The sequence below is a fragment of the Streptomyces sp. NBC_00045 genome, from assembly GCF_045041095.1.
Lineage (GTDB): Bacteria > Actinomycetota > Actinomycetes > Streptomycetales > Streptomycetaceae > Streptomyces.
On the sequence record NZ_CP108271.1, the window covers coordinates 4,936,182 to 4,954,765 of the forward strand.

General features: G+C 73.0%; 20 protein-coding genes and 1 pseudogene. 10 read left to right on the plus strand and 11 right to left on the minus strand.

Features of this window, described 5'->3' with window-relative positions; all coding sequences use genetic code 11:
- The first annotated feature begins 31 nt into the window (after window positions 1-31).
- Together OHA65_RS23250 and OHA65_RS23255 are read left to right on the plus strand one after the other, a co-directional pair.
- Window positions 32-1,309 carry a thymidine phosphorylase gene (locus tag OHA65_RS23250; protein ID WP_327285047.1) on the plus strand — a complete coding sequence of 426 codons (1,278 nt, stop codon included), beginning with the start codon at window positions 32-34 and terminating at the stop codon, window positions 1,307-1,309.
- 124 nt (window positions 1,310-1,433) lie between these two features.
- Window positions 1,434-1,769 carry an STAS domain-containing protein gene (locus OHA65_RS23255; RefSeq protein ID WP_405756468.1) on the plus strand — a complete coding sequence of 112 codons (336 nt, stop codon included), beginning with the start codon at window positions 1,434-1,436 and terminating at the stop codon, window positions 1,767-1,769.
- On the opposite strand, the gene OHA65_RS23260 is transcribed toward OHA65_RS23255, so the two are convergent.
- From OHA65_RS23260 to OHA65_RS23270, 3 genes are all read right to left on the minus strand, one after another.
- The gene (locus OHA65_RS23260) at window positions 1,656-2,681 is read right to left on the minus strand and encodes a sigma-70 family RNA polymerase sigma factor (protein ID WP_405756469.1); all 1,026 of its coding nucleotides are present in this window, start codon (window positions 2,679-2,681) and stop codon (window positions 1,656-1,658) included. The two genes, OHA65_RS23255 and OHA65_RS23260, sit on opposite strands and share 114 nt — an antisense overlap.
- A gap of 83 nt (window positions 2,682-2,764) precedes the next feature.
- Window positions 2,765-3,466, minus strand: a complete 702-nt coding sequence (locus OHA65_RS23265) for a L,D-transpeptidase family protein (protein WP_327285050.1) — start codon at window positions 3,464-3,466, stop codon at window positions 2,765-2,767.
- Window positions 3,467-3,608: 142 nt separating this feature from the next.
- Entirely contained in the window at window positions 3,609-4,895 is a 1,287-nt protein-coding gene (locus tag OHA65_RS23270; protein WP_328763432.1) for an MFS transporter, read from the minus strand.
- 63 nt (window positions 4,896-4,958) lie between these two features.
- On the opposite strand from OHA65_RS23270, the pseudogene OHA65_RS23275 reads away from it, so the two are divergent.
- A pseudogene (locus OHA65_RS23275) lies at window positions 4,959-5,915 on the plus strand (LysR family transcriptional regulator); the annotation flags it as partial.
- 26 nt (window positions 5,916-5,941) lie between these two features.
- Here OHA65_RS23275 and OHA65_RS23280 read toward each other — a convergent pair.
- A complete protein-coding gene (locus OHA65_RS23280) occupies window positions 5,942-7,006 on the minus strand; it encodes a helix-turn-helix transcriptional regulator (RefSeq protein ID WP_327285052.1) in 1,065 nt (354 codons plus the stop codon).
- A 136-nt stretch (window positions 7,007-7,142) separates the two neighbouring features.
- On the opposite strand from OHA65_RS23280, the gene OHA65_RS23285 reads away from it, so the two are divergent.
- Entirely contained in the window at window positions 7,143-8,432 is a 1,290-nt protein-coding gene (locus tag OHA65_RS23285; RefSeq protein WP_405756470.1) for an ATP-grasp domain-containing protein, read from the plus strand.
- Entirely contained in the window at window positions 8,413-9,879 is a 1,467-nt protein-coding gene (locus tag OHA65_RS23290; RefSeq protein WP_405756471.1) for a CehA/McbA family metallohydrolase, read from the plus strand. The genes OHA65_RS23285 and OHA65_RS23290 overlap by 20 nt, the downstream gene beginning before the upstream one ends.
- A gap of 18 nt (window positions 9,880-9,897) precedes the next feature.
- On the opposite strand, the gene OHA65_RS23295 is transcribed toward OHA65_RS23290, so the two are convergent.
- Window positions 9,898-10,263 carry a cupin domain-containing protein gene (locus tag OHA65_RS23295; RefSeq protein ID WP_327285055.1) on the minus strand — a complete coding sequence of 122 codons (366 nt, stop codon included), beginning with the start codon at window positions 10,261-10,263 and terminating at the stop codon, window positions 9,898-9,900.
- A 168-nt stretch (window positions 10,264-10,431) separates the two neighbouring features.
- On the minus strand, window positions 10,432-11,163 hold the full coding sequence (locus tag OHA65_RS23300) for an alpha/beta hydrolase (RefSeq protein ID WP_327285056.1): 732 nt from the start codon (window positions 11,161-11,163) through the stop codon (window positions 10,432-10,434).
- A 113-nt stretch (window positions 11,164-11,276) separates the two neighbouring features.
- Between OHA65_RS23300 and OHA65_RS23305 the strand changes: the two genes are divergently transcribed.
- The 3 genes from OHA65_RS23305 to OHA65_RS23315 all read left to right on the plus strand — a co-directional run bounded on the left by OHA65_RS23305 (window position 11,277) and on the right by OHA65_RS23315 (window position 13,769).
- Entirely contained in the window at window positions 11,277-12,425 is a 1,149-nt protein-coding gene (locus OHA65_RS23305; protein ID WP_327285057.1) for an adenosine deaminase, read from the plus strand.
- A 139-nt stretch (window positions 12,426-12,564) separates the two neighbouring features.
- A complete protein-coding gene (locus OHA65_RS23310; protein ID WP_327285058.1) occupies window positions 12,565-12,840 on the plus strand; it encodes a hypothetical protein in 276 nt (91 codons plus the stop codon).
- A 152-nt stretch (window positions 12,841-12,992) separates the two neighbouring features.
- The gene (locus tag OHA65_RS23315; protein ID WP_327285059.1) at window positions 12,993-13,769 is read left to right on the plus strand and encodes a hypothetical protein; all 777 of its coding nucleotides are present in this window, start codon (window positions 12,993-12,995) and stop codon (window positions 13,767-13,769) included.
- Between the two features lie 22 nt (window positions 13,770-13,791).
- Here OHA65_RS23315 and OHA65_RS23320 read toward each other — a convergent pair whose 3' ends face one another.
- The gene (locus OHA65_RS23320; protein ID WP_327285060.1) at window positions 13,792-13,992 is read right to left on the minus strand and encodes a PspC domain-containing protein; all 201 of its coding nucleotides are present in this window, start codon (window positions 13,990-13,992) and stop codon (window positions 13,792-13,794) included.
- 44 nt (window positions 13,993-14,036) lie between these two features.
- Window positions 14,037-14,618: a VanZ family protein gene (locus tag OHA65_RS23325; protein WP_327285754.1), complete on the minus strand. Its 582-nt coding sequence runs from the start codon at window positions 14,616-14,618 to the stop codon at window positions 14,037-14,039.
- 174 nt (window positions 14,619-14,792) lie between these two features.
- On the opposite strand from OHA65_RS23325, the gene OHA65_RS23330 reads away from it, so the two are divergent.
- Entirely contained in the window at window positions 14,793-14,930 is a 138-nt protein-coding gene (locus OHA65_RS23330) for a hypothetical protein (protein ID WP_327285061.1), read from the plus strand.
- 28 nt (window positions 14,931-14,958) lie between these two features.
- On the opposite strand, the gene OHA65_RS23335 is transcribed toward OHA65_RS23330, so the two are convergent.
- From OHA65_RS23335 to OHA65_RS23345, 3 genes are all read right to left on the minus strand, one after another.
- A complete protein-coding gene (locus tag OHA65_RS23335; protein WP_327285062.1) occupies window positions 14,959-15,597 on the minus strand; it encodes a PH domain-containing protein in 639 nt (212 codons plus the stop codon).
- Window positions 15,598-15,622: 25 nt separating this feature from the next.
- A complete protein-coding gene (locus OHA65_RS23340; protein ID WP_327285063.1) occupies window positions 15,623-16,249 on the minus strand; it encodes a class F sortase in 627 nt (208 codons plus the stop codon).
- Window positions 16,250-16,338: 89 nt separating this feature from the next.
- Window positions 16,339-17,322, minus strand: coding sequence for a hypothetical protein (locus tag OHA65_RS23345; RefSeq protein ID WP_328763437.1), 984 nt, complete (start codon window positions 17,320-17,322; stop codon window positions 16,339-16,341).
- A 297-nt stretch (window positions 17,323-17,619) separates the two neighbouring features.
- On the opposite strand from OHA65_RS23345, the gene deoC reads away from it, so the two are divergent.
- Window positions 17,620-18,582 carry a deoxyribose-phosphate aldolase gene (gene deoC / locus OHA65_RS23350; RefSeq protein WP_327285755.1) on the plus strand — a complete coding sequence of 321 codons (963 nt, stop codon included), beginning with the start codon at window positions 17,620-17,622 and terminating at the stop codon, window positions 18,580-18,582.
- The last annotated feature ends 2 nt before the right edge of the window (window positions 18,583-18,584 follow it).

The following is an 18,584-nucleotide window of genomic DNA, read 5'->3' on the forward strand; positions in this document are numbered from 1 at the left end:
CCCTCTCTATGCGCGTAGAAGGAAGCACCACATGGACGTCATCTCCGTCATCCGTACGAAGCGGGACCGCGGTGAGCTGAGCCCCGAGCAGATCGACTGGGTCATCGACGCGTACACGCGCGGTGTCGTCGCCGACGAGCAGATGTCGGCGCTGGCGATGGCCATCCTGCTGAACGGCATGAACCGGGCCGAGATCAAGCGCTGGACCGCCGCGATGATCGCGTCGGGCGAGCGGATGAACTTCGACTCCCTTTCCCGTCCGACCGCCGACAAGCACTCCACGGGTGGCGTCGGCGACAAGATCACCCTTCCGTTGGCCCCGCTCGTCGCCGCCTGCGGCGCGGCCGTACCGCAGCTGTCGGGCCGCGGCCTCGGCCACACCGGCGGCACCCTGGACAAGCTGGAGTCCATCCCCGGCTGGCGCGCGCTGCTGTCCAACGAGGAGATGCTGAACGTCCTCGACACCACCGGCGCGGTCATCTGCGCGGCGGGCGACGGCCTGGCCCCCGCCGACAAGAAGCTGTACGCCCTGCGCGACGTGACGGGCACCGTCGAGGCCATCCCGCTGATCGCCTCCTCGATCATGTCGAAGAAGATCGCCGAGGGCACCGGCTCGCTCGTCCTCGACGTGAAGGTCGGCACCGGCGCGTTCATGAAGAACATCGAGGACGCGCGCGAGCTCGCCTCCACGATGGTCGCCCTCGGCACCGACAGCGGCGTCAAGACGATCGCCCTGCTCACCGACATGTCCACCCCGCTCGGCCTGACCGCCGGCAACGCGCTGGAGATCCGCGAGTCGGTCGAGGTCCTGGCCGGCGGCGGCCCCTCCGACGTCGTCGAGCTGACCCTGGCGCTGGCCCGCGAGATGCTGGACGCGGCGGGCATCAAGGACGCCGACCCGGCCAAGGCCCTGGCCGACGGCTCCGCCATGGACGTGTGGCGCCGGATGATCGCGGCCCAGGGCGGCGACCCGGACGCGGCCCTGCCGGTCGCCCGCGAGCAGCACGTGGTCACCGCCCCCGAGTCGGGCGTCCTGACCCGCCTGGACGCGTACGGCGTGGGCGTCGGCGCCTGGCGCCTGGGCGCCGGCCGCGCGCGCAAGGAGGACCCGGTGCAGGCGGGTGCGGGCATCGAGCTGCACGCCAAGCCGGGCGACACGGTCACCGCGGGCCAGCCCCTGATGACCCTGCACACGGACACCCCGGAGAAGTTCGAGTACGCCCTGGCCTCCCTGGAGGGCACCTTCGACATCGCCGCGGCCGGCACGGCGTTCACCGCCACGCCGATCGTCCTGGACCGCATCGCCTGATAGCTGCGGCTTCCCTTCCGGGTGAACGGGACCGGCGGACCCCCGCCGGTCCCGTTCGGCATGCCGGGGCCGGTGCCGACGGCTCGTGCCGATGAGTTCCCGGTGGTGCAGGAGTCATCCCCGCATGGAGACGACCCGCCTCGTGCTGCCCGGACCGAGCCCCACGGCGCGCGACGCCGTACTGCTGTGCGCGCGCCTGTCCCGGCTGTACGAGGACGGTGCGCCCGCGGTGGTGTGCGATGCCGGCGCCGTCACCGCGCCGGACCTGAGCGCGGTCGAAATCCTGGCCCGGCTGCGGCTGACCGCCCGGGGCCGGCCGCTGCGGGTGGAGGGCGCCCCGCCCGCCCTACGCGCCCTGCTGCACTTCGTCGGGCTCGCCGAGCTCCTCGGGCAGACCGAAGAGGGGGAACCAGCGGTCGGTGTCCAGGAAGGCGTTGAGCCCGACGATCTTGCCGGCTGAGATCTCCAGGACCTGGAGCGCCCACGGCACGTGCCCCGGCCGCCCGTCCTCCCGCGGCCGGTACTGGCCGAACGCCGGCAGGCCGTTCGCCGTGGTCGGGACCAGGCGGGAGCCCTTGCAGCCGATGCCCTGGTTCAGGTGCCAGGCCGCGATGTCCTCGTGGCCCCGCAGCCACAGGTCGAACGGCGGCATCGACAGCACTGCGTCCTCGTGCAGCAGGGTGGTCAGCCGGGAGATGTCGTACGCCTCGAAGGCGGACAGGTACTGCTCCAGCAGCTTCACCTGCTCCGCGTCCAGCGGGTCCGCCGCATCGCTCTCGCGCACGCGCGTCGCGGACATGGTCGCCCGGGCCCGCTGGAGAGCGCTGTTCACCGACGCCACCGTGGTCTCCAGCAGCGCCGCGACCTCGTCCGCCTTCCACGCCAGCACCTCGCGCAGGATCAGCACCGCGCGCTGCTTCGCCGGCAGGTGCTGGAGCGCCGCCACGAACGCCAGCCGTACGGATTCCTTCGCCAGGGCCATCTCCGCCGGATCGGCGGTCTGCGGCAGCACCCGCCCGTCCGGCACCGGCTCCAGCCAGGTCACCTCCGGCCGCTCGTTCAAGACCGCGGAGGCCTGGTGTTGCGGGGCGCTGAGGTCCATCGGCCGGGCCCGCTTGTTCCCCGCGCTCAGCAGGTCCAGGCAGACGTTCGTGGCGATCCGGTACAGCCAGGAGCGCAGCGAGGACCGGCCCTCGAACTTCGCATGGCTGCGCCAGGCGCGGACGTACGTGTCCTGCACCGCGTCCTCGGCGTCGAAGGAGGAGCCGAGCATGCGGTAGCAGTAGCCGGTGAGCTCGACCCGGTAGCGCTCCATCGCCGCATCCAGGTCGGACTCCGTGGTGGTTCCGGTGCCGGTCGCGAGGTCACTCATGGCTGTCGTCCCCCAGTAGATCCGATACCCCGCAAGCTACCGGAGGGGTCTGACAACGGCAGCCGGACGGCCGCGGGCCCGACCTACGTACCGGGCTTGCGGCCGTACACGAACACGTCCTCGCCCTTGGCCAGCAGGTTCCAGTACGCCTTGGCGTCCGCGAGCCGCATGTTCACGCACCCGCCCGACCCCGGCGGGTTCCACATGCTCTTGTCGACGGAGTGGAAGGCGATCCCGCCGTCGAAGAACTGCGCGTACGGCATCGACACGTCGTAGATCGTCGACCAGTGGTCGATGCTGCGGTAGTAGATCCGCTTCAGACCGGTCCGGGTCTCGGTGCCGGCCTTCCCGGTGCGGACCGGGACCGGCCCGTACTTCAGGGTGGCGCCGTCCTGGACCCAGCTGAGCTGGCGCGTCAGGTCGACGCAGGCGATCCGGCCCAGGTTCACCGGGCACTTCCCGTCCTGGTTCGGCGTGCTGCCCGCCGCCCGCTGCGCCAGCATCACGCTCATCGTCTGCCAGGTCACCGGCCCGGCGTACCCCGCGGTCGGGGTGATGCCGTGCTGCGCCTGGAACGCCTTGGTCGCCCGGCAGTCGGCCGCGGACTGCGCCCCGTCGACCGGCCGCCCCAAGAACTGCTCCACCTGCCGCTGGTACGGCCCCGCGGTCATGTTGCACGAGCCGGCGGCCTGCGCCGCCCCGCCCCCGCCGACCACCAGAGAGGCCGCGAGCGCCACCGCCCCGCAAACCGCCGCCGCCGTACGCCGCTTCGTCCGCATCCGCATGTCGTACTCCCTCCCACCCCGCATTCCTGCCCGGCGGGGAGGGGCAACGCGCCGGAGCCCGGGGCGTCTTGCGCCTCCGGGCTCCGTAAATCACCTCGTACCGATGCCGTACGGACGGATCCGCGAGCGGCGTAGCGGCCGTTCAGCGGGCGGCGGCCAGCACACCTGGACGGCGCTGCTGCGCGCGCGCCGCGTGCGAGCCGTAGAGGGTGATCGATACGACGCCGAGCACCGCCAGCAGCGCGATGCCCACCGTCGCCGCCCAGCCCGCCGAGTGGTAGGCGAGCGCGCCGAGCGTGCCGCCCGCGCTGGAACCCAGGTAGTACGCCGACTGGTACAGCGCCGAGGCCTGCGCGCGGCCCGACGTCGCGGTCCGGCTCACCGCGGCGGACGCCACAGCGTGGCCCGCGAAGAAGCCGGCGGTGATCAGGACCAGCCCGACCAGGATCGCGGCGAGCGAGTCCGCGAGGGACAGCAGCAGGCCCAGCGCGGTCGTGGTCACCGCCAGGTACAGCGCGCCGCGCCGCCCCGTGCGGGCCACCAGCTGCCCGGCGGCGGCCGAGGAGACCGTGCCGACCAGATAGATCAGGAAGATCGACCCGATCACGCCCTGCCCGAGGGAGAACGGCTCGTCCACCAGCCGGTAGCCGATGACGGTGTAAACGGCGCCGAAGACCGTCATGAACAACGCGCCGATCCCGTACAGCCGCAGCAGCAGCGGATCGCGCAGATGGCCGGCGACGGTCCGGCCGACCGCGCGCGGGTTCAGCGAGGCCGGGCGGAAGAACCGGGCCCGGGGGAGCAGGACCAGGAAGGCGCCCGCGCAGGCCAGCGCCATGACGCCGACGGCCAGCAGCCCGCCGCGCCAGCCCCATGCCTGGGCCGCCCAGCCGGTGACGAGGCGGCCGCTCATACCGCCGATGGAATTGCCCGCCACGAACAGGCCGATCGCGCCCACCAGCGCCTTCGGCTTGACCTCCTCCGCCAGGTACGCCATCGCGGATGCCGGGATGCCGGCGATCGCCGCGCCCTGGACGGCGCGCAGCACCACCAGCCACTCCAGGTTCGGCGCGAACGGCACGAGGAGGCCGACGCCGACGGCGACGATCATGGAGATCGTCATCATCCGGGTCCGCCCGAAGCGCTCGGAGAGCGCGCTGAGCGGCAGGACGAACAGGGCGAGGGCGCCGGTGGCCGCGGACACCGTCCAGCTGGCCTGACCCGCCGTCACCCCGAACCCCTCGGAGATCGCGGGCAGCAGCGCCTGGGTGGAGTAGAGGAGGGCGAACGTCGCGAGTCCGGCGGCGAAGAGCGCGAGGCTCATCCGGCGGTAGCCGGGGCGGCCGGGGGAGTGGGGCTGCGGTGCGGCAGGGGACGGCGGGGTGGAGGCACCCGTGATGACGGGTGCCCCGGTATGAACGGGAGGCATGCAACGACCGTAGACCCGCCCCGTTTCATGCGTCCAATGCACAGAATCGCGATAATCGATCCACTGGCGCATCAGTGCAGTTCAGAAGGGTGCCTGTCGATGAACCGTTACGTAGAAGACATGGAAGTGACAGGGTTGCTGGCCCCGCGACTGGCGTACTTCGCCGCCGTCGCCCGCCACGAGCACGTCACCCGCGCCGCGCACGAACTGGGCGTCCCGCAGTCCACCCTGTCCCGGGCCATGGTCCGGCTCGAACAGGACCTGGGCGTCACGCTGTTCGCCCGCAAGGGCCGCACCGTCGCCCTCACCACGGCCGGGCGGACCTTCCTCGCCTCGACCGAGCAGGCCCTCGCCGAAATCGCCCGCGCCGCCGAGTCGGTGCAACAGGACGCGGACCCGGCCTTCGGAAAGGTGGCGTTCGGCTTCCTGCACACCCTCGGCCCCGAGACCGTGCCCGGCCTGATCCGCGCCTTCCGCGCCGACCACCCGCGCGTGCGCTTCTCCCTGGTGCAGAACTACGGCGAAGCCATGCTGGAGAAGCTGCGGGCCGGCGAACTCGACCTCTGCCTGACCTCACCGCTCCCCGACGCTCCCGACCTGCTCGCGCGCCGCCTGGACGAGCAGCGGCTGCGGCTCGTCGTCCCCGACGACCACCGCCTGGCCGGCCGCAAGCGCATCCGCCTCGCCGAGGCCGCCGAGGAGACCTTCGTGACCCTGGAGGCCGGCTACGGGCTGCGCCGCATCACCGACGACCTGTGCGCGGAGGCCGGGTTCACCCCCCGGGTGGCCTTCGAGGGCGAGGAGGCCGAGACCCTGCGCGGGCTGGTCGCGGCGGGCCTCGGCGTGGCCCTGCTGCCGCCGCCGGCGGTGGCCCGACCCGGCGTGGTCGAGCTGACGGTGACGGCCCCGCGCGCGGTCCGCGAGATCGGCGTCGCCTGGCTCGACGGCCACCCCGACACCCCGCCGGTCGCCGAGTTCAAGCGGTTCCTGCTGTCCCGGCGCGGCCGGCTGATCCCGGAGCTGCACGGCGGTCCCGGGCACCCCGGTCAGGACCCGGCGCCGTCGGCTTCGGCGTCCACGCAGGGGGTGGCCCCGGGGGCGGGAAGTGCCGAGGGGGCGAGCAAGTAGCCGGCCTGGAAGCGGGACTTGGCGCCCGCCGCCCGCATGATCTCCGCGATGTGGCGCTGACAGGTCCGCTCCGACATGCCCAGCCGGCGGGCGATCACCTTGTCCTCCAGCCCCTCTGACAGGAACCGGACGATCGTCTGCCGCAGCTCGTCCGAGAGCGAGCGCGCCGCGTCCGGACCCACCGTCGTCGGGAACGGCTCCGCCGCCACCCACGACCGCTCGAACGCCGACGTCATGAAGTGCAAGACCGCCGGCTCCCGCACCACGAGCGCCGCCCCGCTGCGGTCCGGCACCGACATCAGTCCCGTGTGCTCGTCGAAGACCAGCATCCGCATCAGGCCGTCGCCCAGCGTCCGCACCTGCGCGCCCAGCGCCGTCACCCGCTCCACGTACGCCGCCGTGGGCCGCGAGTAGCGCGCCGTGTGCTGGTAGATCGTGCGCATCCGCACCCCGCGCGCCAGCAGCGACTCGTCCCGCCCGATCGCCTCCTCCAGCGTCTCCAGCGGCCGCCCCCCGCCGGGCTGCGAGGTCAGGAGCTCCTTCTCGCAGGCCGCGACGAGCTCCGCGATCAGGGCGCGCACCGCCCCCAGATCGGTGACCAGCTCCAGTTCCGACCGCCCCGACCCGTTCCGTTCCAGGTGCGCCGCACCCGCCTCGTACGCCGGCACCAGCGTCTCCAGCCGCCCGCGCAGCCGGTCCATCTCGTCGTGGGTCTCCCGTACGAGCAGTGCCAGCGGAGCCAGTGCCCGGGCCGCCGCGGCCCTGGGCGCGACGGCGCTCCACCGGTCCGGGCCGCCGCCGGGGGCCCGCTGGAGCAGGTGCGCGGCGGCCAGCTCGGTGATCGCCGCGGCCGCCCGGGCCCCGAGGGCTCCGGTGGCCTCGGCTTCGGCGAACGAGTGCCGCTCCACGGCGTACGCGTACAGCCGCCGGGCGGCGCGGCTCAGGTCGCCCCCGGACGGCGGTTCGGCTTCGTCGGCTGGCATATGCGTATTCGTCCCGGATTGCTGATGTTTATAAACCCCTCGTGTTCCCGCAAGGCGGCAAGACGACGCCCGAACGGGCCCCGCACGCATATGCCGGACCGGCACAGTGGTCACACCGGGTGAAGGGGGAAACGCGGTGACGGGGGAGCGGGAGCGGGTGAACGGGACCGGGCGGGGGCCCACGGCGGTCCTGCTGAGCCCGCGCCCCGCCGTGGTGGCCGCCGCCCGACGGGTCGGCGCGCGCACCGTGGTGGTCGCGCCGGGACCGCCGGTGCCGTCCGACCGTGAGGGGGCGGAGCGGCGGGTGCCGGCGGACTGGCGCGACCACCGCCGCCTGGTCGGCGCCGTCGGCCGGCTGGAGGCGGTCCGGCGCGGGCACGCCCGGGTCTTCGGCTTCGACCCCGCCGCAGCACTCGCCGCCGCCCGCGCCAACGAGGCCCTCGGCCTGCCCGGCACCCCCGCGGCGGCCGTCACCGCCCTCATGGACAAGGCCGCCCTGCGCGCCCGCTCCAACGCCCTGCACGCCGCGCGGCCCGTCTCCTTCGTCCGCTGCGGCCGCGCCGCGCTCCTCCCCTTCCTCGCCGGCCTGATCGGCTTCCCGTGCGTGGTCAAGCCCCGCGCGGGGGCCCTCGGCGAGGGCGTGCGGCTGTTGGCCGGCCCGGCCGGGGCCGCAACCGCCGTCCGCGACTACCCCGAGGTCACCGACCTCCTCGTCCAGGAGTACCTGGAAGGCCCCGAGCTCGCCGTCGAAGCCGTCTCCCGCGGGGGCCGCCACTGCATCCTCGGCTGGACCCGCCGGATCCCGGGGCCGGGGACGGCCACCACCGCCACCGGGTACGACCTGCCCGTCGCGCTCGCCGCCGGCACCGCAGAGGCCGTACGGGCCCTCGTGCGCGGCGTCCTCGACCTTGCCGGGCACCGCGACGGCCCCTCGCACACCGAGGTCGTCCTCACCCCTCACGGCCCCCGCCTCGTCGAGGCCCACGCGCACCCCGGAGCCGAGGAGCTCGTCCAGCTGCTCCGCCTCGCCCACGGCACCGACGTGCTCGCCCTCGCCCTCGCCGCCGGACTGGGCCTGCCCGACCCGGTGCACCACCTGCGCACCGCCCACGCCGGGCTGCGGTACGTGGACTTCCCGCCCGGCACCCGCATCGAGCGGGCCCACCGGGGACCGGCAGCCGCCCGCGCCGTGCCGGGGGTGGTCCGGGTGCGGCTGGAGGTCCCGCCGGGCGCGACGGTACGCCGGGCCCCGACCGGCTCGCTGCACCACGCCCACGTCCTCGCCACCGCCCCGACGGCGCTCTCCTTGACCCGCGCCCTGGACCGGGCCGCGGCCCTGCTCGGGCGAGCGGGACCCCTCACCCCGGATTCACTCGGGATTCACGTGCCGCCGCCACCGTGGAGGGATGGCCCTCACCCGACGTGAACTCCTGGCGAGCGGCGCGACCGGCGCCGCCGCAGTCGCCGCCCCGCAGCTGTCCGCCCCCTCCCCGGACACCCGGGTCCTGCGCGGCACGATCCCCCCGGGCGCCCCCGACTTCGTGGAGATACCGCTCGAAATACCTCCAGGCGTACGCGAGTTACGCGTGGCCTACACGTACGGGAAACCACCCGTGCCGCCCGGCACCCCCGGCAACGCCCTCGACATCGGCATCTTCGACCAGCACGGCACCGCCCTCGGCGGCCGCGGCTTCCGCGGCTGGTCCGGCGGCGCCCGCAGCGAGTTCTTCCTGCGCGCCGACGACGCGACCCCCGGCTACCTTCCCGGCCCGATCGGCGCCGGCCGCTGGCACGTGCTGCTGGGCCCGTACACCGTGGCCCCGCAGGGGCTCCCGTACGAGATCACCGCACGCTTCACCTTCGGGACGCCGGACCCCGCACCCCGCCCGGTCTACCCGCCCCCGCGGGCCCGGGGCCGCGGCCGGGCCTGGTACCGCGGCGACTGCCACGTCCACTCCGTGCACTCCGACGGGCGGCGCACCCCGGCCGAGATCGCCGCCCTGGCCCGGCAGGCCGGGCTGGACTTCATCAACTCCTCGGACCACAACACCCACAGCGCGCACGCCGCCTGGGCCGACGCGGTCCCGCCGGACCTGCTGGTCCTGACCGGCGAGGAGATCACCACCCGCACCGGCCACGTACTGGCCGTCGGAACCGCCCCCGGGACCTTCGTCGACTGGCGCTACCGGGCGCGCGAAGGCCGCTTCGGCCGCTTCGCCCGTACGATCCGCAGCGCGGGCGGCCTGGTCGTACCCGCCCACCCGCACGCCACTTGCATCGGCTGCGCCTGGAAGTTCGGCTTCGACGACGCCGACGCCGACGCCGTCGAGGTGTGGAACGGCCCCTGGACCCCGGACGACGAGGTCTCCCTGGCCTCCTGGGACGCCACCCTGCGGGGCGCCGACGGCGAGCGGTGGCTCCCGGCCGTGGCGGGCAGCGACTTCCACCGCGACCCCGACCGCATCGGCGGCCCCCAGACCGCGGTCCTCGCCGAAGACCTCACCCGGGAGGCCGTCCTCGCCGGGATACGGGCCGGGCGGTCCTACGGCGCGGAATCGGCGCAGGTCGCGATCGTCTTCGAGGCGCTGGGCGGGCGCGGCGAACACGCCGGCATCGGAGAGCGGCTGCGGGTGGCCCCGAACGCGGACGTCCTGATCCGGCTCACGGTCACGGGCGCCCCGGGCTGCGAACTCCGGCTGATCACCGACCAGGGTCTCGCCGTCACGGCGCCGGACGCGAGCACCTTGGAATGGCACACCACGCCCGTCCGCTCGGCCTACGTGCGGGCCGAGGTCCGCCACCCCGCCACGGCGCCGCCGTTTCCCGGCGCCCTGGCGGCCTTCACGAACCCGGTGTGGCTCCCCGTCGGCTGAGGCCGCGCGGGGACCTCGTCAGGCCGGCTTCGCGTACTGGCCGAAGCCGGTCCAGTCGACCGCGACGCACTGCTCGTCGCCGACGATCCAGGCGTCGTGTCCGGGTTCGATCTGCATGAAGTCGCCGGGCCCGTACTCCTCGCTGGTCCCGTCGTCCATGACGACCTTCATCCGGCCGCTCACCATGTAGCCCGTGTGCGCGGCCTGGCAGCTGTCCGTGCCCGCCAGCGGCTTGATGTGCTCCGACCAGCGCCAGCCCGGTTCGAAGACCGCGCGGCCCACGGCCCCGCCATCCGTCTGGATGACATCGAGCCTGCCCTTGCCGTCTTCGAACGGACGGGTCTCGTCCGCCTCGTCGAAGCTCTTGCGTACGATCCCGGCCATGCCGAATCGCCTCCCGCGGAGAAGCGCCCCGAGTCCACTCCTCACTTTACGCTCGGGCGAACCGGACATCCTGCCTGCGGGAAGTCCGGGGCAAATCGGGGGTAGACCCGGCGCAAGGCCGGCGTGAGGGCGGGCGCAGGGGCGGCGCAAGCCTGCGGGACCCGTGGCTCAGCCCCGCAGCGAACGCCCGAAGCCGGAGGCGAGCGGCATCCGCAGCCCCAGCGGCGGCGGCGCCGCCAGCGCGTCCGTCACCGGCCGCGAGTAGCGGCCGGAGAACATCGCCCCCAGAACGAAGTCCACGGACAGCGCCACGACTTCCGCCCGGTGCTCGTGCAGCCGGTGCCCGTCCGAGTGCACCTCGAACCGGCAGGTGGAGCGGTTCGCCTTCTTCGCCCGTGCCGCCAGCCGAAACGATGCTTCCGGATCGCTGTTCGCGTCGTTGGTCCCGTGCACGATCAGCACCTGCCGTCCCGACAGCTGTTTCACCGGTTCCGGCGAGTCCGCTGCGGCCGCTTCCCCTAAGGAAGGGGCGAGCGCCAGCACCGAGTTGACGGCCTCGTGGCCCGCCGCCCGCAGCGCGGCCCGGCCGCCCGCGTCGTACCCGGCGAGGCACACCGGCACGTCCCCGTACCTGCGCAGCACCTCGTCGGCCGCCCACCGCGCGTCGTCCTCCCGGCAGGCCCCCCTGCCGTGCAGCACGGCGTGCGCCACCAGCCCGTCCGCCCCGCCCGCCCGGGCCAGTGCCCGCGCGAGCGGACGCACCGGACCGGGGGACAATCTGGACGCTCCGGGGAGCAGGAGGACCACTCCGTTGACCGTGCTGCCCGTCGACTTAGAGCCGTTCGCGCCGGCCGCCCGCCCCAGGCGGGCCCCGCGCGCCGGCGGCGCATGCTGTGCCATGGCGGAACAGTCTCAGACTGACAGGTGTACGCCACCCGTCCGTACGGTCTCTGTTACGTATCGACGCCCGTCGTCACCGCGCGGCTCTACGCGCGTAGGAGTAGAGTGCCCGGATGACGAGCGAGACTCCCAACCTGCCGACCCCGGACCAGATCCGCCGCTCTCCGAAGGTGCTGCTCCACGACCACCTCGACGGAGGCCTGCGGCCCGGGACCATCATCGAGCTGGCCCGCGAGGTCGGTTACGAGAACCTTCCGGAGACCGACGCCGACAAGCTCGGCATCTGGTTCTTGGAAGCCGCCGACTCCGGCTCCCTGCCGCGCTACCTGGAGACGTTCGCGCACACGTGCGCCGTCATGCAGACGAAGGCGGCCCTGTTCCGGGTCGCCGCCGAGTGCGCCGAGGACCTGGCCGAGGACGGCGTCGTGTACGCCGAGATCCGCTACGCCCCCGAGCAGCACCTGGAAGCCGGCCTGACCCTCGAAGAGGTCGTCGAGGCCGTGAACGACGGCTTCCGCGAGGGCGAGCGCCGCGCAAAGGCCAACGGGCACCGCATCCGCGTCGGAGCCCTGCTCACCGCGATGCGCCACGCCGCCCGCGCGCTGGAGATCGCCGAGCTGGCCAACCGCTACCGCGACAACGGCGTGGTCGGCTTCGACATCGCCGGCGCCGAGGCCGGGTTCCCTCCCACCCGCCACCTCGACGCGTTCGAGTACCTCAAGCGCGAGAACAACCACTTCACCATCCACGCGGGCGAGGCCTTCGGTCTGCCGTCGATCTGGCAGGCCCTCCAGTGGTGCGGCGCCGACCGCCTGGGCCACGGTGTGAAGATCATCGACGACATCGAGGTCGCCGCCGACGGCTCGGTGACGCTGGGCCGGCTGGCCTCGTACGTCCGGGACAAGCGCATCCCCCTGGAGATGTGCCCCACCTCGAACCTGCAGACCGCCGCGGCCGCCTCGTACGCCGAGCACCCCATCGGCCTGCTGCGGAAGCTGCACTTCAGGCTGACGGTCAACACCGACAACCGTCTGATGAGCGGCACCAGCATGAGCCGCGAGTTCGAGCACCTGGTCGACGCCTTCGGCTACACGCTCGACGACATGCAGTGGTTCACCGTCAATGCGATGAAGTCCGCGTTCATTCCTTTCGACGAACGACTGGCCATGATCAATGAGGTCATCAAGCCGGGTTATGCGGAGCTGAAGTCGGAATGGCTGTTCCAGCAGACCGCTTCGACCAGCGGTTCTGTATCGGCCTAGGCCACGGCATGACGTAAGGGGAGCGCCCGGGAACATTAATTCCCGGGCGCTTTCTCATATTTACGTATGTTTGCGGGCCGGGGTTTGAAGTGACTAGTTTGCGGAGCCGCTCAATTCCCCGTCGCAAGGACTCATCTTCATGAAGAAGTCAGCTGCCAAGACCCTCGGTGCCGCCGCCATCGGTGCCGCTTTCGTCGCCGCCGCCGCCGGTTCCGCCTCGGCTGCGCCCGCGATCGGCCTCTCCGACGCGCTCACCACCGTCACCGGCGCCGCCCAGGGGCTCACGAGCCAGCAGAAGGTCACCGGCGAGGACGGTCAGAAGTCCAGCGACCCGGCGGCTCCCGTCGGCGAGCTCGCCAACGCGCTCGGCCCCACCCTCGGCGGCCTGCCCATCGGTGGCGCGCTCGGCGGCTGATCCCCGCCCCCCCGCCGCGGATTCGTCTGCGGAACATTCGTACGCGCACGCACGTGGCGCACGCCGGTTCGATCGGGTGTGTGCCGCGTCGTGCCGTGTGCCACGATCACCACCAACTGCCCGCCGACGCATATGGGTATGAGGTTTCGGTCATGCGCTTCAAGGCACGAGTCACGGTCGGAGCGGCCTGCGCCGCCCTGCTCCCCGCCCTCCTCCTGGGGGCCACCGGGTGCAGCAGCAAGGGCGCCCCCGCGGCCGGCAAGACCCCGGACCTGGACCCCAAGGGCTCCGCGCCCGCGGGCTCTCCCACCGCGTCCCCGGGCGGCGCCCCGAGCGGTGCGGCCATGCCGAAGGCCGGCGCGAGCAAGCTGGAGCGGTCCTCGCTCGAACAGGGTGATCTGGCCGACTACCAGGTCTCGGCGCAGGGCAAGAACCCCCGTGCCCCCGACGGCCAGCCGCAGGCCGACCGCAAGGCCTGCCAGCCCCTTGCCGACATCATGGGCGACAAGCCCGACTCGGCCGCCCGCGAGACCGTCAATCGCGGGATCGGCTCCCAGAAGCAGGTCGGACTGGCCGTGTCCGCCTCCGTCAGCTCCTACGCCGAGGGCGACGCCAAGTCCCTGATGGCCCGCCTCCAGGCCGCGGTCGGCGCCTGCGGTACGGGTTTCACCGCCACCGTCGAGAAGCAGAGCGGCACCTACCGCGACGTGCGGGCCGCCGAGTACAAGACGGCCGGCGACGAGACCGTCAGCTGGACCACCACCGCTGCCGCCCAGGGCGTCTCGGCGCAGGTCCACGTGGTCGTCGTACGCCAGGGTGCCACCGTCGTACGGCTGATGGCGCTGAACGTCGCGGGAGCCCAGCAGAAGGTCCTGGTCCCGCACGAGGTGACCGACAAGCAGCTGGAGAAGGTCCGCGCCGCGGGCTGATCCCTACCGGACGGGCTGATCCCTACCAGGCGCTGGACGAGGACTTCTCGTTCGGCAGGAGCACCCACAGCGCCAGGTAGATCAGGAACTGCGGGCCGGGCAGCAGGCACGAGACGACGAATATCAGGCGCATCGTGTTCGCGGAAATTCCGAAGCGGCGCGCCAGTCCGGCGCAGACGCCGCCGATCCAGCGGCCGTCACGGGGGCGGGCAATGGCGCTCATGGGTTCTCCTCTAGGCATCCAGCGGGGGGTTTTCCCGCGATGCCTCAATACTCCCGCGGCACCGCCGACAAAACCTCGGTCCAGGGGCCTAGCCCGACCCTGGGAATTCTCGGGGTGGACCCCTGAGAAGCCCGCTGCGACTGCCGGGAGCGCCGCATCCGCGCCCGCAGCGCCGGTACGACGGCCACGTGCGCGAGCACCACGCCCAGTCCGTTCAACAGCACCGAGTCCACGTCGACCACCTGCCCGGGGACGGCGCTCTGGAGCATCTCGATGCTGAGCGAGACCAGCACGCCCGCGGCGGCGGTCCGGCCCAGCGAGGACCACGCGGCCAGCGGCGACGGCGCCAGGCTCCCGTTGACGAGCGGCAGCAGCACCCCGAGCGGGGCCAACAGCGCCAACCCCTCGCCGATCCGCCGGGCCGCCTCCAGCGGCCCGTAGCCGAGGTCCGCCCGGATCCCCTCCAGCGGGGTCAGATTGGCCGCAGCCGCCCAGGGCACGTCCAGGGGCCGCAGGGTGAGCCAGCCGACGAGGAGGAGATGCGCGACCAGCAGACCCCCGCCCAGGAGCCGGAGCCGGAAGTGAATGGCGGTGGCGGCACTGCGGCCGACCTCGTTGCGCTGCACATGTGCGAGGACGCAGCCCCCGGTGGCCGCGGTTCCGGCCGGATCCGGTGAGCGGACGACATGTGACGATCCGATCGGATGAAAGTACGGCGGGTCGGCGCCGGGCCCGCCCGCGCCGCCGCCGCGGAGGCGCACAGTGAGCGCGGCCACCCGGGCAGCAGAGGGAGAGACACCATGCCGACAGGACGCAGCGCAGTGCGGAACGGAGCGACGGGGGCCGCCGCACGACGGCCGCTGCGCACGATCGTGACCGGGGCGTGCGCCCGCGCACTGGCCGCGGCCCTCGCAGGCCTGGGCGTCCCCCGGGCCTGATCCGCGCCGCGGACCGGCCGGGGCGCGGTCAGCGGACGGCGAACAGCACGATCAGGAGCACCGCGCCCAGGACGGTGGGCGCGATGATCTCGTACGACCACTGCACGCGCACGCTGCCCTGGGCGCCCGCCCGCGTGGCGCCGCGCTCGGCCAGCTCGCGCAGTTCGCCGACCACCTGGTCCGCCTGGGCCCGCTGCGGTTCGCCGGCGGCGCCCGCGTCGGCCCGCCCGGCCCCGCCGGGGGCCTTGCCGTTGATCCCGCCGCGGGGGGACTGCTGCCGGTTCGCCTTCTTCCGCTCGCGCAGCGAGACCGGGACGGACCACAGCTGGTACTTCGACCCCTCGGCCAGCACTTCAGCCGAGTACCCGGCACGCACCGCGTCCACGGCGCCCCAGGGCAGCTCGATGACCCGGAAGGGGTTCCGTACGCGCATCCGGTCGGCGTTGGCGAAGACGGCCGGGCGGATGGTGAACGCGACGATCAGGGGCACGACCAGCAGGGCGATCGCCGCGGCGAACCACGGGGAGTTCCCCGGACCCCGCACGATGGCGTCCCCGCACAGCCACGCGACGAGCGCGAGCAGCAGGACCCCGGTGACGACGGCCATGGGGGAGCGGTAGACCCGGTCGTCGTACACCGGCTCGTCAGTGGGCTGCTGGCTGCTCATGCGCCCGATTCTGCCTCAAGCCGTCTCAGCCGACGAGATCGGCGTACACGATGATGTTGTCGGGGCGGTGGCCGTCGGTGATCTCGCCGCCGCAGGTGATCAGCCGCAGCTCGGGGCGCTCGGTGTTCCCGTAGACCTTGGCGGTCGGGAAGGTCTTCTTGCCGACCTGTTCCAGCTCGCGCACCCGGAAGACCGCGGCGCGGCCGTCCGCCCGGGTGACGGTGATCTCGTCACCGGTGTGGATCTTCGAGACGTTGCGCAGGACCGCCGGGCCGCGCACGGTGTCGAAGTGCCCGATCAGCACGGCAGGGCCGGTCTCGCCCGGGGTGACGCCCTTGGTGTACCAGCCGATCCGGTCCCCGTCCGCCACGGAGGGCACCTCGACGGTGCCGTCGGCGGCCAGGCCGAGCTCCAGCAGCGGACCCGTGTCCACCCCGGCCGCGGGGATCCGTACCCGTACCGGCTCCGAGGCGGGCAGCGGGGCCACGGGCGCGGCCGACGCCGTCGGGGCGGGCGCGGCCGGCGTCGGGGCCGCGGCGATGTGCGGCGCCGGCGCGGGCGCGGCCGGTGCTCCGCCACAGCCGGTCAGGGCGGCGAGGGCGAGCGGACCGAGGAGGACGGCGGCGAGCAGGGGGCGGACGCGGTGGGCCATGGGGGTGCTCCGGGAAACGGGCCCGGCGGGCCACCGTGGAGGCGGCCCGCCGGAAGGGGAACGGGTGACGTGAGGGGCTGGGGTGGTGCTCAGGCGCGGGTGCGGGCGCGGCGGGTGCGGGCCATCAGGGCCACGCCGAGCCCGGCGAAGATCGCGACGAGACCCGCGCCGGCGGCCACGGTGGTGCTGTTGTCGGTGTCCTCGGCGGGGAAGTCCGCACCTGCGGCGACCCCGCCCCGGGGGACGACCACGGTCTGCGCGCCCGTCTGCGCCTTCACGTCGGCGACCGGCTTGGCGTTGACCGTGACGGTCGGCTGGGGCTTGGGCGCGGGCTTGTCGTCGCCCTGGCCTTCGGTGACCTCGTAGTTCAGCTTGCAACCCTTGGGAAGCGCGGGGAAGGAGGTCCGGCCGAGCGGGGTGCCGCCGCCCTGGGTCTTCCACTCGAAGCCGGGCTTGGCGCCGCTCGGGTTCACGATGCGGGCGATGATGCCGGCCGACTCGGGCAGCGCCGGGAAGGAGCGGTCGAGGGTCCGCCAGGCGGTGTCTTCGCCGGCGACCCACACCTCGGCCCGCGGGCCGTCGGGGGACATGAACAGCTTGGCGTTCATGCCGGCGCCGATGTTCTGGGTCTTCTCGGCGGAGCAGACCTGGCCGGTCTTGCCCTCGGGCAGCGGGTAGGACTTGGCGACGCCGTCCGTGGTGACGACGAGCACCGGGGCGGCCGTCTCCGCCTTGGTGAGCTTGAAGGACGCTCCGTGCGCCGAGGCGGTGGTCTGCTGGCGGGTGACCAGGGCCACGACGCGGACCATGTAGTTGTCGCCGGGCTTCCACTGGTCGCCGACGTAGCGGATCCAGGCCTCCGGGCCCTCGGCTGCGTTGCGCAGCACCGCGACCATCCCGTTGCCGACGTAGACCGGCCGTCCTTCGTAGCGGCCGTTGTCGTCCGAGGACGCAGCTGCCTTGGTCGACGGCACCGGCTGCGGGGCGGTCGCGGCGAGCGCGGTCGCGGCCGGCGCGAGGAGGGCCCCGGCGAGGGCGGCGGTGACGATCGAGGCACGGAGGGCGGAACGCATAACGACTCCTTGAAGCTGTGTCGCGGATAAGTGGGAGAGTCGCATGCCGCGTTTTCTCTGTCGGGGCTTTCATCCGGTGAGGTCTGGCGGGCTGCTGAAGAGAAATTTACGTTTCTCGTTCGACTGGACCATGGGGTTCCTGTCTCCGCCACGTAACAGGGAAAAGTGGAGGTCAGCGGTCCGCCACGCGAGCCCCGGCCGGACCGCGCCGCGCCCGGATGCGCCCCTGCCCGCACAGATGTGCACCCGCGGGGGGTGACAGGCAGCTACGCGCGTAGATATGCTCATCTGGTGACCATGCCCACCACCCTCTCCGCATTCGCTGACGTGACGACGTCCGACAGCGCGCTGCGCCGCTTCCTGCACGGGCTGCCCGGCGTAGACGCCGTCGGCCTGGAGGCCCGCGCGGCCGCGCTCGGTACCCGTTCGATCAAGACCACGGCCAAGGCGTACGCCATTGACCTGGCCATTTCCATGATCGACCTGACCACGCTTGAGGGTGCGGACACCCCGGGCAAGGTCCGAGCGCTCTCCGCCAAGGCCGCCAACCCCGACCCGACCGACCGTACGACTCCCATGACCGCCGCGGTCTGCGTATACCCCGACATGGTGGCCACCGCCAAGGCCGCCCTGAACGGTGCCGACGTCAAGGTGGCCTCCGTCGCGACCGCCTTCCCGGCCGGCCGCGCCGCACTGCCCGTCAAGCTCGCGGACACCCGTGACGCCGTCGCCGCCGGCGCGGACGAGATCGACATGGTCATCGACCGTGGCGCCTTCCTCGCCGGCCGCTACCTGGAGACGTACGAGCTGATCAAGGCCGTCAAGGAGGCGTGCGTACGCCCCGACGGCACCGCCGCCCGCCTCAAGGTCATCTTCGAGACCGGTGAGCTGTCGACCTACGACAACATCCGCCGGGCCTCCTGGATCGGCATGCTCGCGGGCGCCGACTTCATCAAGACCTCCACCGGCAAGGTCGGCGTCAACGCCACCCCCGCCAACACGCTGCTGATGCTCGAAGCCGTCCGCGACTTCAAGGCGCAGACTGGAATCCAGATCGGCGTGAAGCCGGCCGGCGGCATCCGGACCACCAAGGACGCCATCAAGTTCCTGGTCCTGGTCAACGAGACCGTGGGCGAGGACTGGCTGTCCAACCACTGGTTCCGCTTCGGCGCCTCCAGCCTGCTCAACGACCTGTTGATGCAGCGCCAGAAGCTGAGCACCGGCCGTTACTCCGGTCCCGACTACGTGACGGTGGACTGATC

Bases quoted from the DNA above. Each gene is read 5' to 3' on its own strand.
- OHA65_RS23345 (WP_328763437.1), bottom strand. From the start codon at position 17,322: ATGCGTTCCGCCCTCCGTGCCTCGATCGTCACCGCCGCCCTCGCCGGG.
- OHA65_RS23320 (WP_327285060.1), bottom strand. From the start codon at position 13,992: ATGAGCGCCATTGCCCGCCCCCGTGACGGCCGCTGGATCGGCGGCGTC.
- OHA65_RS23295 (WP_327285055.1), bottom strand. From the start codon at position 10,263: ATGGCCGGGATCGTACGCAAGAGCTTCGACGAGGCGGACGAGACCCGT.
- OHA65_RS23315 (WP_327285059.1), top strand. From the start codon at position 12,993: ATGCGCTTCAAGGCACGAGTCACGGTCGGAGCGGCCTGCGCCGCCCTG.
- OHA65_RS23300 (WP_327285056.1), bottom strand. From the start codon at position 11,163: ATGGCACAGCATGCGCCGCCGGCGCGCGGGGCCCGCCTGGGGCGGGCG.
- OHA65_RS23280 (WP_327285052.1), bottom strand. From the start codon at position 7,006: ATGCCAGCCGACGAAGCCGAACCGCCGTCCGGGGGCGACCTGAGCCGC.
- OHA65_RS23340 (WP_327285063.1), bottom strand. From the start codon at position 16,249: ATGGCCCACCGCGTCCGCCCCCTGCTCGCCGCCGTCCTCCTCGGTCCG.
- OHA65_RS23270 (WP_328763432.1), bottom strand. From the start codon at position 4,895: ATGCCTCCCGTTCATACCGGGGCACCCGTCATCACGGGTGCCTCCACC.
- OHA65_RS23260 (WP_405756469.1), bottom strand. From the start codon at position 2,681: ATGAGTGACCTCGCGACCGGCACCGGAACCACCACGGAGTCCGACCTG.
- OHA65_RS23305 (WP_327285057.1), top strand. From the start codon at position 11,277: ATGACGAGCGAGACTCCCAACCTGCCGACCCCGGACCAGATCCGCCGC.
- OHA65_RS23330 (WP_327285061.1), top strand. From the start codon at position 14,793: ATGCCGACAGGACGCAGCGCAGTGCGGAACGGAGCGACGGGGGCCGCC.
- OHA65_RS23310 (WP_327285058.1), top strand. From the start codon at position 12,565: ATGAAGAAGTCAGCTGCCAAGACCCTCGGTGCCGCCGCCATCGGTGCC.
- OHA65_RS23335 (WP_327285062.1), bottom strand. From the start codon at position 15,597: ATGAGCAGCCAGCAGCCCACTGACGAGCCGGTGTACGACGACCGGGTC.
- OHA65_RS23250 (WP_327285047.1), top strand. From the start codon at position 32: ATGGACGTCATCTCCGTCATCCGTACGAAGCGGGACCGCGGTGAGCTG.
- OHA65_RS23290 (WP_405756471.1), top strand. From the start codon at position 8,413: ATGGCCCTCACCCGACGTGAACTCCTGGCGAGCGGCGCGACCGGCGCC.
- OHA65_RS23255 (WP_405756468.1), top strand. From the start codon at position 1,434: ATGGAGACGACCCGCCTCGTGCTGCCCGGACCGAGCCCCACGGCGCGC.
- OHA65_RS23265 (WP_327285050.1), bottom strand. From the start codon at position 3,466: ATGCGGATGCGGACGAAGCGGCGTACGGCGGCGGCGGTTTGCGGGGCG.
- deoC (WP_327285755.1), top strand. From the start codon at position 17,620: ATGCCCACCACCCTCTCCGCATTCGCTGACGTGACGACGTCCGACAGC.